Annotated in this window: 12 protein-coding genes; 9 read left to right on the plus strand and 3 right to left on the minus strand. The window is 67.3% G+C overall.

Going from position 1 to position 16,151, the window contains the following annotated elements:
• Positions 1–10: 10 nt before the first annotated feature.
• Both glgB and AC3WLD_RS11670 read right to left on the minus strand, forming a co-directional pair.
• Positions 11–2,173: a 1,4-alpha-glucan branching protein GlgB gene (gene glgB, locus AC3WLD_RS11665; RefSeq protein ID WP_492557133.1), complete on the minus strand. Its 2,163-nt coding sequence runs from the start codon at positions 2,171–2,173 to the stop codon at positions 11–13.
• Entirely contained in the window at positions 2,170–4,584 is a 2,415-nt protein-coding gene (locus tag AC3WLD_RS11670) for a glycogen/starch/alpha-glucan phosphorylase (protein ID WP_492557134.1), read from the minus strand. Before AC3WLD_RS11670 ends, glgB begins: the two co-directional genes overlap by 4 nt.
• A 152-nt stretch (positions 4,585–4,736) precedes the next feature.
• On the opposite strand from AC3WLD_RS11670, the gene AC3WLD_RS11675 reads away from it, so the two are divergent.
• Positions 4,737–6,254: an acyl-CoA carboxylase subunit beta gene (locus AC3WLD_RS11675; RefSeq protein WP_492557135.1), complete on the plus strand. Its 1,518-nt coding sequence runs from the start codon at positions 4,737–4,739 to the stop codon at positions 6,252–6,254.
• Here AC3WLD_RS11675 and AC3WLD_RS11680 read toward each other — a convergent pair.
• Positions 6,251–7,507 carry a multidrug effflux MFS transporter gene (locus AC3WLD_RS11680; RefSeq protein ID WP_492557136.1) on the minus strand — a complete coding sequence of 419 codons (1,257 nt, stop codon included), beginning with the start codon at positions 7,505–7,507 and terminating at the stop codon, positions 6,251–6,253. The two genes, AC3WLD_RS11675 and AC3WLD_RS11680, sit on opposite strands and share 4 nt — an antisense overlap.
• Positions 7,508–7,593: 86 nt before the next feature.
• Between AC3WLD_RS11680 and dinB the strand changes: the two genes are divergently transcribed.
• The 8 genes from dinB (at position 7,594) to gspG (ending at position 16,151) form a co-directional block, all read left to right on the plus strand.
• Positions 7,594–8,721: a DNA polymerase IV gene (dinB, locus tag AC3WLD_RS11685; protein ID WP_492557137.1), complete on the plus strand. Its 1,128-nt coding sequence runs from the start codon at positions 7,594–7,596 to the stop codon at positions 8,719–8,721.
• 95 nt (positions 8,722–8,816) lie between these two features.
• Complete coding sequence (locus AC3WLD_RS11690) at positions 8,817–9,218, plus strand: hypothetical protein (RefSeq protein ID WP_492557138.1); 402 nt, start codon at positions 8,817–8,819, stop codon at positions 9,216–9,218.
• 22 nt (positions 9,219–9,240) lie between these two features.
• A complete protein-coding gene (locus AC3WLD_RS11695) occupies positions 9,241–9,663 on the plus strand; it encodes a hypothetical protein (protein ID WP_492557139.1) in 423 nt (140 codons plus the stop codon).
• Positions 9,664–9,824: 161 nt separating this feature from the next.
• Complete coding sequence (locus tag AC3WLD_RS11700) at positions 9,825–10,613, plus strand: type II secretion system protein N (protein ID WP_492557140.1); 789 nt, start codon at positions 9,825–9,827, stop codon at positions 10,611–10,613.
• 14 nt (positions 10,614–10,627) lie between these two features.
• Positions 10,628–12,835 (plus strand): type II secretion system secretin GspD, encoded by a 2,208-nt coding sequence (gene gspD / locus AC3WLD_RS11705; RefSeq protein ID WP_492557141.1) that lies wholly within the window; start codon positions 10,628–10,630, stop codon positions 12,833–12,835.
• A gap of 4 nt (positions 12,836–12,839) precedes the next feature.
• Positions 12,840–14,384: a GspE/PulE family protein gene (locus tag AC3WLD_RS11710; RefSeq protein ID WP_492557142.1), complete on the plus strand. Its 1,545-nt coding sequence runs from the start codon at positions 12,840–12,842 to the stop codon at positions 14,382–14,384.
• Positions 14,384–15,613, plus strand: a complete 1,230-nt coding sequence (gspF, locus tag AC3WLD_RS11715) for a type II secretion system inner membrane protein GspF (RefSeq protein WP_492557143.1) — start codon at positions 14,384–14,386, stop codon at positions 15,611–15,613. The genes AC3WLD_RS11710 and gspF overlap by 1 nt, the downstream gene beginning before the upstream one ends.
• A gap of 55 nt (positions 15,614–15,668) precedes the next feature.
• Positions 15,669–16,151 (plus strand): type II secretion system major pseudopilin GspG, encoded by a 483-nt coding sequence (gene gspG / locus AC3WLD_RS11720; RefSeq protein ID WP_492557144.1) that lies wholly within the window; start codon positions 15,669–15,671, stop codon positions 16,149–16,151.

The raw sequence follows: 16,151 nt of genomic DNA on the forward strand, positions 1-16,151 counted from the left end.
CTTTATCCCCTTATTGCGGCCCTTGGTATTCGAGCATGATTGTCGCGAGTGGCGGCAGGACCAGATTCGCCCCTCCATCCGCCGCGACGACCACGCCCATGTTGCCTTTCCCCGACCCGCCGTATTCGCCGGCGTCGGTATTGACGATCTCCTGCCACGCTCCGTCATGGGGCAGCGGCAGGCGATAGGTTTCGTGCGGCACGGGCGTCATGTTGCTGACCACGGCCACCGGCTTCTCGCCCGGCGCCTTGCGCAGCCAGGCGAACACCGAGCGCGCCTTGTCGTCGACCACGAGCCATTCAAAGCCCTCGCCCTCGCAGTCGCGCGCATGGAGCGCGGGACGTTCGCGGTAGGCTCGGTTCAGGTCCTGCACGAGGTGGCGCAGGCCGCGATGGCGGTCGTCGAGCAGGCAGTCCCAATCGAGGCTGCGCTCCTCGCTCCATTCGCGGCGCTGGCCGAACTCCTGCCCCATGAACAGCAGCTTCTTGCCGGGATAACCCCACATCATCGCATAGTAGGCGCGCAGCGAGGCGAACTTCTGCCATTCGTCGCCGCTCATCTTCTCGATCAGCGAGCCCTTGCCGTGGACCACCTCGTCGTGGCTGAGCGGCAGGACGAAGTTCTCGCTGAAGGCGTAGGTCAGGCCGAAGGTGATGTCGTCGTGGTGATGCTGGCGGTGAATCGCATCGCGGCTCATGTACGTCAGCGTGTCGTGCATGAAGCCCATGTTCCACTTGAACCCGAAGCCTAGTCCGCCTTCGTGGACCGGCTGCGAGACACCGGGCCAGGCAGTCGATTCCTCGGCGATCGTCATGATCCCGGGGTGGGTGCCGTAAAGCGCGCGGTTCATGTCGCGCAGGAACGCGACCGCTTCCCAGTTCTCGCGCCCGCCGTCGGCATTGGGAATCCACTCGCCCGCCTCGCGCGAATAGTCGCGGTAGAGCATCGAGGCGACCGCATCCACGCGCAGCCCGTCGACATGGTAGAGCTCGGCCCAGAACAGCGCGTTGTTGATCAGGAAGCTCGACACTTCGCGCCGCCCGAAATTGTAGATCGCGGTGTTCCAGTCCGGGTGGAAGCCCAGCTTGGGATCCTCGTGCTCATACAGCGCGGTGCCGTCGAACCGGGCGAGGCCATGCTCGTCGGTGGGGAAATGGGCGGGGACCCAGTCGATCAGCACGCCGATTCCCGCCTGGTGTGCGCCGTCCACGAATCGCGCGAAGGCCGCCGGATCGCCGAAGCGCGAGGAAGGCGCATACAGGCCCGTCGTCTGGTAGCCCCAGCTCGGGTCATAGGGATGCTCGGAAACCGGCATGAATTCGAGATGGGTGAAGCCCATGTCGACGACGTAGGGGATCAGCCGCTCGGCCAGCGCGTCCCAGCCGAGAAACCAGCCGCTTTCATCGCGCTGCCACGAGCCGGGATGTACCTCGTAGATCGAGATCGGCTGGCGGCGGGGGTCGGCCTTGCGCCAGAACTCGCGGTGCGCCTCGTCGTGCCAGGGATCGGGCTTGCCCGGTGCGGCGACGAGCGAGGCGGTCGAGGGGCGCAGCTCTGCGGCGAAGGCGTATGGATCGGCTTTCAGCGGCAGAACCGAACCGTCCTGCGCGACAATGCGGAACTTGTAGGCCCGCCACGCGCCGATATCCGGAACGAAGATTTCCCAGACGCCGATGTCGGCGCGGCGGCGCATCGGATGGCGGGCGCCGTCCCAGTCGTTGAAATCGCCGACCACCGAGACCAGCCGCGCATTGGGGGCCCATACGGCAAAGTGGACGCCCGTTGCGCCCTCGTGCTCGATGCGGTGGGCGCCGAGCTTGTCGAACAGGCGGTAGTGCGAGCCCTGCGCGATCAGCAGGTCATCGACCGGGCCCAGCACCGGGCCGAAGCTGTAGGGATCGGCCACGGTCCACTGATGCTTGCCCGCGCGCGCGACGTGGCGCACCGGCTGCGGTTCGCCCTCGACCGGACCTTCGAACAGCCCGCGCGGATCGACCATCAAAAGGTCGCCCAGTGGCTTGCCGTCCAGCGTTTCGACAGTGACGTTCTCCGCCCCGTGGACGATGGCGCGCGCATAGGTCCCGCCCGGACCTTGGTGTAGCCCGAGCAGTGAGAAGGGATCGGCGTGGGTGCCGTCCAGCAAGGCGTCGATGGCGGATGCGGGCGGCTTCACGCGACCTTCCAGATATCTCGCGCGTATTCGCGAATGGTTCGGTCCGAACTGAACCAGCCGACGTTGGCGATGTTCCGGATCGCGGCGGCGTTCCACCCCGCGCGGTCGCTCCACCGCGCATCGACGTCGCGCTGGGCGGCGCAATACGATTCGAAGTCGGCGGTGAGCATGAACCAGTCGTGGTCATAGATGCCGCCCATCAGCCCGGCATAACGCTGCGGATCGTCGGGGGAGAACACCCCGGTGGCTATCGCGGCGAGGGCCTGCTGGAGTTCGCGGTTGCCCTCGATCACGGCACGCGGGTCGTAGCCTTCGGCGCGGCGCGCGGCGACCTCTTCCGCGGTCAGCCCGAACATCACGAAGTTATCGGCCCCCACCCGGTCGCGGATTTCGATGTTGGCCCCGTCAAGCGTGCCGATGGTGAGCGCGCCGTTAAGCGCGAACTTCATGTTGCCGGTGCCGGATGCTTCCATGCCGGCCGTCGAGATCTGCTCGGACAGGTCCGCCGCCGGAATGATCCGCTCGGCCAAGCTGACGTTGTAGTTCGGTACGAACACGACCTTGAGCATGCCGCCGACCGATGGGTCGGAATTGATCCGCCGGGCAATGTCGTTGGCCAGTTTGATGACCAGCTTGGCATTGTGATAGCTCGGCGCGGCCTTGCCGCCGAAGATCTTGACCCGCGGCACCCAGTCACGCTCCGGATGGCTGCGGATCTGGTCATAGAGCGCAACGGTCTCGACCAGGTTGAGCAGCTGGCGCTTGTACTCATGGATGCGCTTGATCTGGACGTCGAACAGCGCGTCGGGATCGAGCTTGATCCCGACGATGTCGCGCAGGTGATTGCTGAGCGCCGCCTTATTGGCGCGCTTCACCCCGGCGATCGTCTCTCCGAACGCGGCGTCGTCGGCATGGGCGTTGAGGTCCGCCAGCCGGTCGGTATCGTCGAGGAAGGCGTCGCCGATCGCCTCGCGGATCGCAGCGGTCAGGCCAGGATTGCACTGCTGCAGCCACCGCCGCGGGGTCACCCCGTTCGTCTTGTTGTTGATCCGCTCCGGGAACATCGCGTGCAGGTCGCGGAACACCGTTTCCTTCATCAGGTCGGTGTGGAGCGCGGCTACGCCGTTGACCGAATGCGATCCGGCGAAGGCAAGGTTCGCCATCCGCACCCGCCGCTCGCCGCCCTCGTCGATCAGCGAGATCGCGGAGATGGACTCTTCCGGCAGTCCCTTCTCCTTGCGCGCGGCGCGCAGCACCCGGGCGTTGATCGCGTAGATCAGCTGCATGTGGCGCGGCAGCATCCGTTCGAACAGCGGCAGCGGCCAGCTCTCCAGCGCCTCGGGCAGCAAGGTGTGGTTGGTGTAGGAGACCGTGCCCTGGGTGATCGTCCACGCCTCGTCGAAGTCGAAGCCGTGGTGGTCGATGAGCAGGCGCATCAGCTCTGCGACCGAGACCGCCGGGTGGGTATCGTTGAGCTGGATCGCGACCTTCTCGGGCAGCGTGCGCAGGTCACCGTGGTACTGGATATGGCGGCGGACGATGTCCTGGATCGAGGCGGAGGAGAAGAAGTACTCCTGCCGCAGCCGCAGTTCCTGCCCGGCGGCATTGGAATCGGCCGGATAAAGCACCCGGACCAGCGCCTCGGCGCGAAGCTGGTCGGTCATCGCGCCGACGTGGTCGCCGGCGTTGAACGCGTCGAGCCGGATCGGATCGATCGCCCGCGCGGTCCACAGCCGCAGGGTGTTGACCCGCTTGCCCCGCCAGCCGACGACCGGGGTGTCATAGGCCATCGCCTCGACCGTCTCGCCGGGGATCCAGCGCACAGCACCGTCGGCCTCGCCGACGACCTCGCCGCCGAAGCCGATCATGTAGGCGCTCTCGCGCCGTTCGAATTCCCACGGATTGCCGTGGGACAGCCAGGTTTCGGGAAGCTCGACCTGCCAGCCGTCGTCGATCCGCTGGCGGAACATGCCGTTCACATAGCGGATGCCATAGCCGTATGCGGGGATGCCGAGCGTCGCGAGGCTCTCCATGAAGCAGGCGGCGAGGCGGCCCAGGCCGCCATTGCCCAGCGCGGCGTCAGGTTCGATTTCCTCGATGGCGGCAAGATCGACGCCCATATCCGCCAGCGCAGCGCCAAGGTCTTCGGCCATGCCGAGGTTGGCGATCGCATCGCGCAGGAGGCGGCCGATGAGGAACTCGAGGCTGAGGTAATAGACCCGCTTGGCGCCCGCCGCATGGGTCGCGCGGGTCGAGGCGATCCACAGGTCGATCACCTGGTCGCGGACCGCGAGCGCGGTCGCGGAAAACCAGTCGTGCGGCTTCGCGGTCAGCTCGTCCTTGCCGATCCGGTGCATCAGGACATCGACGATCTTGGCGCGGCTCGGAGCTGGCGGAAGCGACTGGGTCATTCGGCAGGACTCCGTGCAGGCATGAGCGTCACGAAACCAGTTTTGCTGCACTGCGACAATAGCTGCGCCTCCTTGGTTACGGCTCGAATACGAATTTCCTTGCCGCGCTTCGCCACCATGGCACTCTTCGCGTCATACCGAGGAGAATAAGCGTGAGCTGGGAGCCTGAACTGGAGGAGCTGCGGCGGCGGCAGGAATTTGCCGAGGGAATGGGCGGGCCCGAGAAGGTCGCCCGCCAGCATGGCCGCGGCAAGATGGACGCCCGCGCCCGGATCGCCGGGCTGGTCGATGCCGGCTCGTTCCGCGAGATCGGCAAGATCGCGGGCAAGGGGACCTATGACGAGGACGGCAACCTCGTCCACGCCTCGCCGGCCAACTTCATCTTCGGCCGCGCCAACATCGAAGGCCGCCCGGTGGTTGCCAGCGCCGACGACTTCACCGTTCGCGGCGGCGCGGCGGATGCTTCGATCTGGCGCAAGATGGTCCAGTGCGAACAGATGGCGCACACCTTCAAGCTGCCCCTGCTGCGGATGATCGACGGCACTGGCGGCGGCGGTTCGGTCAAGACGCTCGAGGATATCGGCGCGACCTATGTTCCCGCGGTCCACGGCTGGGGCGATATCGTCAGGAACCTTGATACGGTCCCGGTCGTGGCGCTCTCTCTAGGTCCTACGGCCGGGTTAGGTGCCGCCCGGGTCGTCGCCAGCCACTACTCGGTGATGGTCAAGGGCCTCTCGCAGCTGTTCGCGGCGGGGCCCGCGGTCGTCGAGGCGCTGGGTGAGAAGCGTGACAAGGAAGGGCTCGGCGGAACCGAGATCCACTGCCGCAACGGCGTGGTCGACGACGAGGTCGCCAGCGAGTTCGAGGCCTTTGCCCGCGCACGGCGGTTCCTGTCCTACTTGCCGTCGCATGCCGGAGAAGCGGCAGCGCGGGTGCTCGCCGGCGATCCGGTGGAGCGGCGCGAAAACGGCCTCGTCTCGATCGTCCCTCGTGACCCCAAGCGGGTCTATTCGATGCGCAAGGTCATCGACGGCGTGTTCGATCAGGGTTCGGTGTTCGAGATGGGCCGCCTGTGGGGCCGCGCCGCGATCACCGCGTTCGCCCGGCTCGACGGGTGGCCGGTGGCACTGCTCGCCAGCGATCCCAGCTTCCTCGGCGGATCGTGGGAGGCGCGGACCAGCGAGAAGGTGGAGCGGTTCGTCAAGCTCGCTGACCAGTTCCGCCTGCCGATCGTCCACCTCGTCGACAATCCGGGCTTCATGATCGGCCACGCGGCCGAAGCGTCCGGCACGATCCGGTACGGCGTCAACGCGATGAACGCGATCTACCGGGCGACTGTGCCGCTTGCCTCGATCGTCATCCGCCGCGCCTATGGCATCGCCGGGAGTGCGATGTCGAACGCCGACGCGTTCCAGTACCGCTTCGCCTGGCCCTCGGGCGACTGGGGCAGCCTGCCGATCGAGGGCGGGATCGAGGTCGCCTACAAGTCGGAGCTGGAAGCCGCCGAGGACTATGACGCCCACCTCGCCGGGATTCGCGAGCGGCTGAACCGCGTGCGCTCGCCGTTTCGGACCGCAGAGCGCTTCGGGATCGAGGACATCATCGATCCGCGCGACACCCGCAAGCTGCTCTGCGAATTCGCAGACCTCGCCTGGCGCACCTTGCCCTAGTGAGCGGGGCGCGGAACCCCGCGCGGCCAGACGCGGCGGAACAGGCGGCCCCGCTCGGAAAACAGCACGCAGCCCAGCGAAAGAACCGCGAAGGTGAGCAACGCAAAGGCCAGCGGACGGGCCGTTCCGTCGTAAAGCTGGCCCACCAACATCCCGAGAAGCGCACTGAGCACCATCTTCAGGAATGCCTGGACCGATGCTGCGGCACCGGCAATCCGGGTGAATGGCTGGAGCGAGATCGACCCGAAGTTCGCGCCAAGGAATCCGAGCAGGCACATGTTCGCGGCCATGACTGGCAGGAACTGCCAGATCGTCTGGTGCGGATCGAGCGCGAAAACGACCTGCAGCGCCGCCACGCCGATGTAGGCGAGCAGTGCAGTGTGCGAGACCCGCCGCGCTCCGAACCGCTCGACGATATGTGAATTGGTGAGGTTCGAAATGATCATCGTCGCCGCGCAGGCGGCGAAGACCAGCGGGAACGCGTCGCCCATGCCGAAATGCTCGGAGATCAGCTGCTCGGCGCTGTTGATGAAGCTGAAGGTACCGCCCATCACCAGCGCTCCGCCGAGGACATAGCCAATCGATTCCCGGTTGGTCAGCGCAGTCCCCATGTTGCGGACTAGTTCGCCAAAGCCGGCGCTGCGCGGCGCGTCCGGCGTCAAGGTCTCGGGCAGGCGCAGGCCGACCCAGCCGGCCATCAGCGTCCCCATGATTCCAAGGACGGCGAAGATCCACGGCCAGCCGGCCACGCCGAGCACCGCTTGGCCCATCGTCGGCGCGAGCACGGGGACGACCATGAACATCATCGCGACCGTCGAGTTGAGCTTGGCCATCGCATCGCCGGAGAAGCGGTCGCGGACGATCGCGCTCGGCACCACCGCCAGCGCAGACGAGCCGACCGCCTGCAGCACTCGCATCGCCAGAAGCGCCTTGAAGCCCGGCGCGAAAGCGCAGGCGAGCGCAAACACCACGTAGATCGCCAGGCCGCCCAGAACGATCGGTCGCCGTCCGAAGCGATCTGCGAGCGTTCCCGGCACAAGCGAAAAAACGCCTGCGGCAAGTAGGTAAAGACCGACGACAAGCTGTCGATGATTCGGATCGCTCACGCCGAGGTCGTGCGCAATCTCGCCCAGAGCCGGCAGCATGGAATCGATCGCCAGCGCCTGCAGCGCCATCAGCATCGCCATCATCGCCACGAACTCGAACCGGCTCATGGCGAAATGGGGCTGGGCAGGAGCGGCAGGCGCAGTCATTGTCGAAAACGTTTCGCGAAGGTGGCGGGATCGGTGCAGGTCCATGCTGCACTGCGGTAAACAGCTATATAGGCACTGCTGGCCCGATGGAAACCCCGCACGGCGAACAGGACGACGAGGAGAGCGGCGATGGCCTGCGCAAGGTCATCCACGTCGACATGGACGCCTTCTTCGCCAGCGTGGAACAGCGCGACGATCCGGCGATCCGCGGAAGGCCGGTCGCTGTCGGCGGCTCTTCCGAACGTGGCGTGGTCGCGGCCGCCAGCTACGAAGCGCGGCGGTTCGGGGTGCGTTCGGCCATGGCGTCTGCCAAGGCGGTGCGGCTGTGCCCCGACCTCATTTTCCGCAAGCCGCGGTTCGACGTCTACAAGGCGGTGTCGCAGCAGATCCGCGCGATTTTCCTCGATTACACCCCCCACGTCGAGCCGCTGTCGCTCGACGAGGCCTATCTTGACGTGACCGATGACATCCGCGGAATCGGTTCGGCAACCCGCATCGCCGAACTGATCCGCACCCGGATCCGTGCCGAGACCGGCCTGACTGCCAGCGCGGGGGTTTCGTACAACAAGCTTCTCGCCAAGCTGGCCAGCGACCAGAACAAGCCCGACGGACTGTGCCTCATCAGGCCGGGGGAGGGCGCCGCGTTTGTCCAGTCGCTGCCGGTCAAGCGCTTTCACGGGGTAGGGCCGCGGGGTGCGGAGAAGATGGCGGCGCTGGGCATCCACACGGGAGCGGACCTGGCTGCAAAGGACATCGCGTTCCTGCGCGCCCATTTCGGGAGCATGGCCGACTACCTGTATCGCGCGGCTCGCGGCATCGACCTGCGCCGCGTCCGCGCCGACCGTCCGCGCAAGTCGGTTGGCGGGGAGCGCACCTTCGATCGGGATATCTCGACCGGTCCCGCGCTGCGCGATGCGCTCGAGCGGATCATCGACATCGTCTGGGAGCGGATCGAACGTTCGGGCGCGCAGGGGCGGACCGTTACGCTCAAGCTGCGCTACCACGACTTCCAGACACTCACCCGGGCCCGGTCATCGCCGCAGCCGGTGGCAGACAAGGCAACTTTTGCGCGGCTCGGAAGGGACTTGCTCGATTCGGTGCTGCCCTTGCCGCAGCCGGTGCGCTTGATGGGGCTGACCCTCTCGGCGCTCGATGACACCGGTCCCGGACCGGAAATGACCGAATCCGGCGCACAGACTGAACTGCCACTGTGACAAATGGCATCGACAGGCCGTTCCATTTCATAGACAAGGCGTTCGAGGGGCTAACGCGGCAGGGGTGCCGCATCGACGGGGTTTGGGACCTGACCATGAAGAAGATTGCATCACTGCTTGCCGCCGCCGCCGCGTTTGTGGCCATTCCGCAAGTGACTGCGGCCGCCGATGCCGACGTTCCGACCTATGACCAGTCGGCGAAGTGCGCTGCGATCGATACGGTCATGGCGGTGATCTTCGAGGACGGCACGCCGTCGGAAGAAGACAAGGCATCGGCCAAGGAAATGAACGACAACGCCCAGAAGTGGACGATTCTCGCCCTGGCCCAGGCGCCCGGCGACGAAAACGCCGTGGCTGACGACATCACCACGCGCGGCACGACCTTGCTGACGAAGATGGCCTCCGCCTCGGGCGAAGACGAGATCATGGGCATCATCGGAGCCGACATGATCGAATGCCTGACTTACGAGGCCGTCCTGTTCCAGGCGGAATCCTGAACTGGCCGACGGGAGAAGCAAGATGAAGACGTTCCTGTCCGTAGCTGGCATCTTTGCCTTGCTGGCGGTTCCCGGCACCGCCGGTGCCGCCGATCCCGCGGTGGCCGGCAAGGTCGAGGTGACTTACGACGACGCGGTAAAGTGCGCGTCGATCGACACCGCGCTCGCCATTGCCCTGACGTCTGACGAGGGCAACGTGTCCAAGGAGGACCAGGACCGCGCCGACACGCTGTCCGCCTTCGCCGACATGTGGCTCAATCAGGCCAGCTATGGCCATGAAGGCGGCCAGGAGGCGGTGCTCAAGGACATCACCGAGATGGCCACCGGGTTCTTCCTCAAGCTCGCCGATCCCGCGAACAACCCGGGTTTCCAGGAGCAGTTCGGCGAGGACTGGGGCGCCTGCCAGGAGCTTGAGGCGGCGGTCGTCGCCTCCATCCAGAAATAGTTCGCGCGGCCTTGTCGTAATTCGGTAGCATTTCCCTGCTTGGGGAGCCCTGCGGCCTTTGGCGTTTCCGGCCTGGCGCGCTATGGCTTTCGACCGGAGGAGGGCGCGCCCGGGTGCGATTCGCGCGAGGCAATTTTGCGTTTGCAGACAGGCGCTTGACTGTGCCGTCTCTGCACGCCGTCCTGTGGTGGGCGCTGGCTGCGACCATCACGGGTCTGGCCGCCGCAATCCTCTGGGCCTTGGTGACGCCGGTCTCGCCGCTTGGTGCCTGGCGTCCGGCCTCGGTGCGGACGATGCCGGCGCCGGCACGGGCTGCCTTGTTTGCCTCGCTCGACCCGTTCAACCGCCAGGCCGGCGGCATTCCTGCCGCGGCTTCGGGCAATGCGGCGGTGACTTCGCTCGCGTTGACGTTGTTCGGAACGCGTTCCACCCCCGGCGGGCAGGGCAGCGCGATCATTGCGGGCGCGGACGGCGTGCAGAACGTGGTGCTCGTGGGGGCCGAGGTCATGCCCGGCGTGACCCTTGCCGAGGTCGCGTTCGATCACGTCACCCTGTCGCGCAACGGCGCGCGCGAGCTTCTCTATATCGACCAGTCCAAGGCTGCGCCGAGCGCGAGCGCCCTGGTTGCGGCCGCGCCGCCCGCTGCCGGCGGCAGTGCGCCGACCGGGCCTCTCACCGTCGATGCTGTGCGAAGCGGCATCTCGTTCGCGCCGCGCGCCGAAGGCGGCAAGGTCAGCGGGCTGGAGGTCCAGCCGGCCGGCGACGGCAATTCCTTCCGCGCAGCAGGCTTCCAGGCGGGCGACGTCATCGTCACGGTCGGCGGCAAGCCGGTGACCGGAGCGGGTGACGGCGCCGCGCTGGCCAGCCAGCTGCGGCCCGGATCTTCCATCGCGGTCACCGTCAAGCGCGGCGACCAGACCCTTCCCCTCGCGATTACGCTGGCGCCCTGATGAAATCTCCCCGCATGAAATCCCTTACCCTGGCGCTCTCGGCGTTCCTGCTGGTCGCGCCGGACATCGCGATGGCGCAGTACACGCTCAATGTGCGCGAGGCCGATGTGCGGGCCTTCGTCGCCGATGCCGCACAGGTGACGGGCCGGACGTTCATCGTCGATGGCCGGGTGCAGGGGAAGATCTCGGTCGTCTCCGACCGTCCGCTTAGCCGAAGCGAGTATTTCGAGGTGTTTCTCTCGACCTTGCGCGCCAACGGCCTCGTCGCGGTGCCGACCGGCAACGGCGCGTTCCGCATCCAGCCGGCCGACGGCGCGGCGACCCAGCCGAGCAGGATCGGCAGCAAGGGCGCGGCGCGCAACCAGATGATCACCGAGGTATTCCGCCTCAAGACCATTGACGCGGCCTCGGCGGTCGAAACGCTGCGCCCGCTGGTCAGCCGCGAAGGCTCGATCACCGGCAACAAGGCGGGCAACTCGCTGGTCGTGGTCGATTACGCCGACAACATGGCGCGGATTCGCCAGCTGCTCGTCCAGATCGACCGCGGCACGAGCGATTCGACGCAGACGGTGATGCTCGAACATGCCGGCGCGCGCGAGATCGCCACCGCGCTGTCGCAGCTCGTGCCGCAGGGCGGGGAAGGCGGCCGCAACCTCGCTTCGGTCGTCGCCGTGGACAGCTCGAACGCCGTGCTGATGCGCGGCGACCGCGAGACCATCGCCAAGCTCGCCGCGATGGCCCGCCAACTCGATGCCCGCGCGGCGATGGGCGGGGAGATCAAGGTCGTCTGGCTCGATTATGCCGACGCGGCACAGCTCGTTCCGGTGCTGGAGCGGCTGGTCGGCGGGCAGGGCGGGGCTCTGGTCGCATCCGGCTCGCCCGCGCCGATCTCGCTGGGCGGAACCGGCGGGACCAGTTCGGGCACCTCAGGCAACGCGACGACCGGGGCCGCCGCCAACGCGGCCGCCGCTTCATCGAGCGCGCCGCAGGGCGGGATGGGCTCCGGCCCGATCGAACTGTCGGGCGGCCGCGGCAAGGCGACCATCACCCGCTATCCCGGCGCGAACGCGATCATCATCGCCGCCCCGGCCGACGAGCAGCGCCGCCTGACCGAGCTCGTCCGCCAGCTCGATATCCGCCAGGACCAGGTGCTGGTCGAGGCGATCATCGTCGAGATCAGCGACAATGTCGCCAAGGAGCTGGGCGTCCAGTTCCTGCTCGGCGGCAAGGACATCCCGTTCGCGGCGACCAACTTCTCCAACATCAGCCCGAACATCCTTGACGTCGCGGGCGGCATCCTTGCCGACAAGTTCGACCAGACGACGACCGTCATCAACGGCAGCACGGTCACGACCACGACCAACTCCGGTGTGTCAGACACCCTGCGCGAAAATGCGGCGCAGGCGATCCTCGCCAGCCGCGGCGGGTTCGGCGGGTTCGCTGCGGACCTTGGCAACAACCGCTTCCTCGGCGTGCTGATCAACGCGGTGCAGGCGGATTCGAACTCGAACATCCTTTCGACCCCGCACATCACGACGAACAACAATGTCCCCGCCTCGATCCTGTTCGGGCAGGAGATCCCGGTCTCGACCGGAGAGGCGCTGTCGGGCAACTTCGACAACGCCTTCCGCACGATCCAGCGCCAGAACGTGGGCATCGAGCTCGACGTCACGCCGCAGATCAACGCCGGCGACGAGGTGCGGCTGGATCTCAGGCAGGAAGTGTCGTCGATCGCGGGGCCGGTTTCGAAGAACTTTTCCGAGCTCATCATCAACAAGCGCGAGATCAAGACCACGGTGACCGTGAAGAGCGGCGAGATCGTGGTGCTGGGCGGCCTGCTCGACGACAACGAGCGGCGGACGATCCAGAAAATCCCGCTGCTCGGCGACATTCCGGTGCTGGGCGAACTGTTCAAGTCGCGGGGCAAGAGCCACGTGAAAACCAACCTGATGGTCTTCATCCGCCCGACGATCCTGCGCAGCCAGGCCGATCGCCAGGCGCTCACCGCGCGCCGCTATGGGATCATCCGCGAGGCGCAGGTCGGCTTCGATCCCAAGGCCGAGCCGACGATCGACGACCTGATCCTCGACTACATCGGTGCGCCCCTGCCGGTCGCGCCGGTCGCGGGCGGGGTCCAGCCGGGCGACACGATCATCGCCCCGCGCGAGGCTCCCGCGGCGATCCCTTCGGCCGAACTCCCGCCGAGCGACGCAGGCAAGTAGGCCGATGAGCACTGCGGCGCAGAGCGAAGACATCCCGCTGGCCGACGACGTCGCGCTGGTCGATGCCGCGTCAGTCGTGCTTGCGCCTGCCACCCCGGCGGTCGGCTATCCCTTCGCCCGCGACAACGGCGTGGTCGTCGGCGCGGAGACCGAGGCGGGCTTCAACGTCGCGCTGCGCGAAGGCGCGGACCCGCTGGTTCTGCTCGACCTGCGCCGGATGCTCGGCCGGCCGCTGGTGCTGGAAAGGGTCGATGCCGCAACCTTCGAACGCGTGCTGGGCGATGCCTACGCCGTCGATGGCGCGACAGGTATCTCCGGCGACATGGGGATCGCCGGCGACGATCCCCTCGCGATCGGCTTGCCCACCGCTGAGGACCTGCTCGACAGCGCCGACGACGCTCCGGCGATCCGCCTGATCAACGGCCTGATCGCCGAAGCGGTGCGGCAGGGCGTATCCGACATCCACGTCGAACCTTACGAGCAGGCGCTGGTCGTGCGGATGCGGGTGGACGGCGTGCTCGCCGAAAAGCTGCGGATGCCGCCGCACGTCGCTCCGGTGCTGGTCAGCCGGATCAAGGTCATGGCCCGCCTCGACATCGCCGAACGCCGCGTGCCGCAGGACGGTCGGATCAGCCTGTCGCTGGCCGGCAAGCTGGTCGACGTGCGCGTTTCGACCCTGCCGAGCCGGGCGGGCGAGCGGGTGGTGATGCGGCTGCTCGACAAGGAGAACGCCGGACTCGACCTCGCGCAACTGGGCATGGATCCGCGCAGCGAGGCGATCCTGCGCCGCGCGCTGGCCGAGCCCAACGGCATCGTGCTCGTCACCGGGCCCACCGGCTCGGGCAAGACCACCACGCTCTATGCCGCGCTGCGCGGGCTCAATGACGGGCAGCGCAATATCCTCACGGTCGAGGATCCGGTCGAATACGCGGTCGACGGGGTCGGGCAGACGCAGGTCAATTCGAAGGTCGGGCTGACCTTCGCCGCGGGGCTCAGGGCGATCCTGCGACAGGATCCCGATGTGGTCATGGTCGGCGAAATCCGCGACCGCGAGACCGCCGACATTGCCGTGCAGGCCTCGCTCACCGGACACCTCGTGCTGTCCACCGTCCACACCAACGACGCCCCCGGCGCGATTACCCGGATGCGCGACATGGGGGTGGAGCCGTTCCTGCTCGCTTCCACGTTGCGCGCGGTGATCGCCCAGCGGCTGGTGCGGCGGCTGTGCCCGCTTTGCCGTGCGCCGCGCCCGCTCGATGCCGGGCTGGCCGAGGTGCTCAAAATCAAGGCCGGCCGCGAAGTCTGGGGTCCGAAGGGGTGCGGCGAATGCGCCCAGACCGGCTATGACGGCCGGGTCGGGGTGTTCGAGGCGCTGCGGGTGGACGAAACCGTCCGCCAGCAGATCCATGACGCGGCCGACGAGGCCGGCATCGCCCGCCACGCCTTTGCCGAGACGCCCAACCTCGCAAAATCCGTGCGCCGAATGGTCAAGGACGGGGTGACCAGCCCCGAGGAAGCCGCACGCATCCTGCGGCGCGAGGACAGCTGATGGCGCGCTTCGCCTATCTCGCGGTCGATCCCAGGGGCAACGAGCGTCGCGGCGCGATCGAGGCGGCGGACGAGCGCGGCGCGGCGGAAAAGCTCGCGGCGCGCGACTGGCACGTGCTCACCCTTTCGGCCGACGCGGCCGCCAGCGCCCGCCGGGCCGCGGTGACCACCAGCGGCCTTGCCCTGTTCGCGCCGAAGCTTTCGAAGAAGCAGCTCGCGCTGTTGACCCGCCAGCTTGCCTCGCTGATGATGGTCAGCCCCCTGGAAGAGGCGCTGCGGACCATCTCCCGCCAGACCGAGAAGCCGCGCGCCCGGGCGATTCTCTCGACCGTCCACGCCGGGCTGGTCGAAGGTCTGCCGCTGGCCGAGGCGATGCGCCGCGAGGAGCCCAGCTTTCCGCCGGTCTACCGGGCGATGATCGCCGCAGGCGAGAATTCCGGCAGCCTGCCGACGATCGCCAACCGGCTGGCCGACCTGCTCGAGAAGCAGGGCCAGGTCCGCGGCAAGATCCTCGCCGCGCTCGCCTATCCGGTGGTGTTGTCGTTCGTGGCGATCGCGGTGGTGACGGGGCTGATGGTCTCGGTCGTGCCGCGCGTGGTCGAACAGTTCGACAATGCCGCTGCGCAGCTGCCGCTGCTGACCCGGATCGTGATCGGCGTGTCGCAGTTCCTCGCGGCGTGGTGGTGGGCGGTGCTTGCCGCCATGGCGCTCGGCATCGCGCTGTTCGTGCGCGGCCTGTCGCAGCCTTCCTTCCGGTACCGGGTGGACAGCGCGATCCTGCGCCTGCCGTTCATCGGCCGACTGGTGCGCGACGTCCACGCGGCAGGCCTTGCCCGGACGCTGGCGACGATGATCGAAGGCCGGCTGCCGCTCGTGGACGGGCTGCGACTGGCCACCCGCACGATTTCCAACACCGTCCAGCGCCGCGCGCTCGAGGAGATCGTCGAGAAGGTCCGCGCCGGCGGCTCGCTGTCATCGGCGCTGCGCGATGCGGGGACGTTCCCGCCTCTGCTGGTCTACCTGGCCGCCAGCGGCGAAGCTGCGGGGCAACTCGGCACCATGCTGGAACGCGCCGCCGACTATCTCGAACGCGAGTTCGAAAGCTTCACCGCCGCCGCCATGGCGCTGCTCGAGCCGGCGATCATCATCGTCATGGGCGGAATGGTGGCGACCATCATCCTTGCGATCCTGCTGCCGATCCTGCAGCTCCAGAACCTAACGGGACTTTGAAATGACCGAGCAGTTTTATCCCGTCCGTCCTGAGCCTGTCGAAGGACCGTCCTTCTTGGCATCGTCCGAAGAAAGTGCAGCCCTTCGACAAGCTCAGGACGAGCGGATCAAAGGCAAGCGCCGCAACGGCTTCAGCCTGGTCGAGCTGATGGTGGTCCTGTTCATCATCGGCCTGCTGGCAGCCGTGGTCGCGATCAACGTGATCCCGGCGGGCGACAAGGGGCGCGTGGTGAAAGCGAAGGCGGACATCGCCACGCTCAGCCAGGCGATGGAGATGTACCGGCTCGACCAGTCGGCTTACCCTGGCCAGGGCGAAGGGCTGGCCGCGCTCAGGACAGCCCCGGCGGGCCTCACCAACCCGGCCGGATACCGTGCCGGGGGTTATGTGAAAGACATCCCGAACGACCCGTGGGGCAGGCCCTACCAGTATCAGGTGCCCGGCCGGAACGGGCGGCCGTTCGAAGTCTTCTCGCTCGGCGCGGACGGCCAGCCGGGCGGGACCGATCTCAACGCCGACATCTACTCCGACCAGCAGTAA

The organism is Novosphingobium sp. FW305-C-111 (assembly GCF_058783565.1).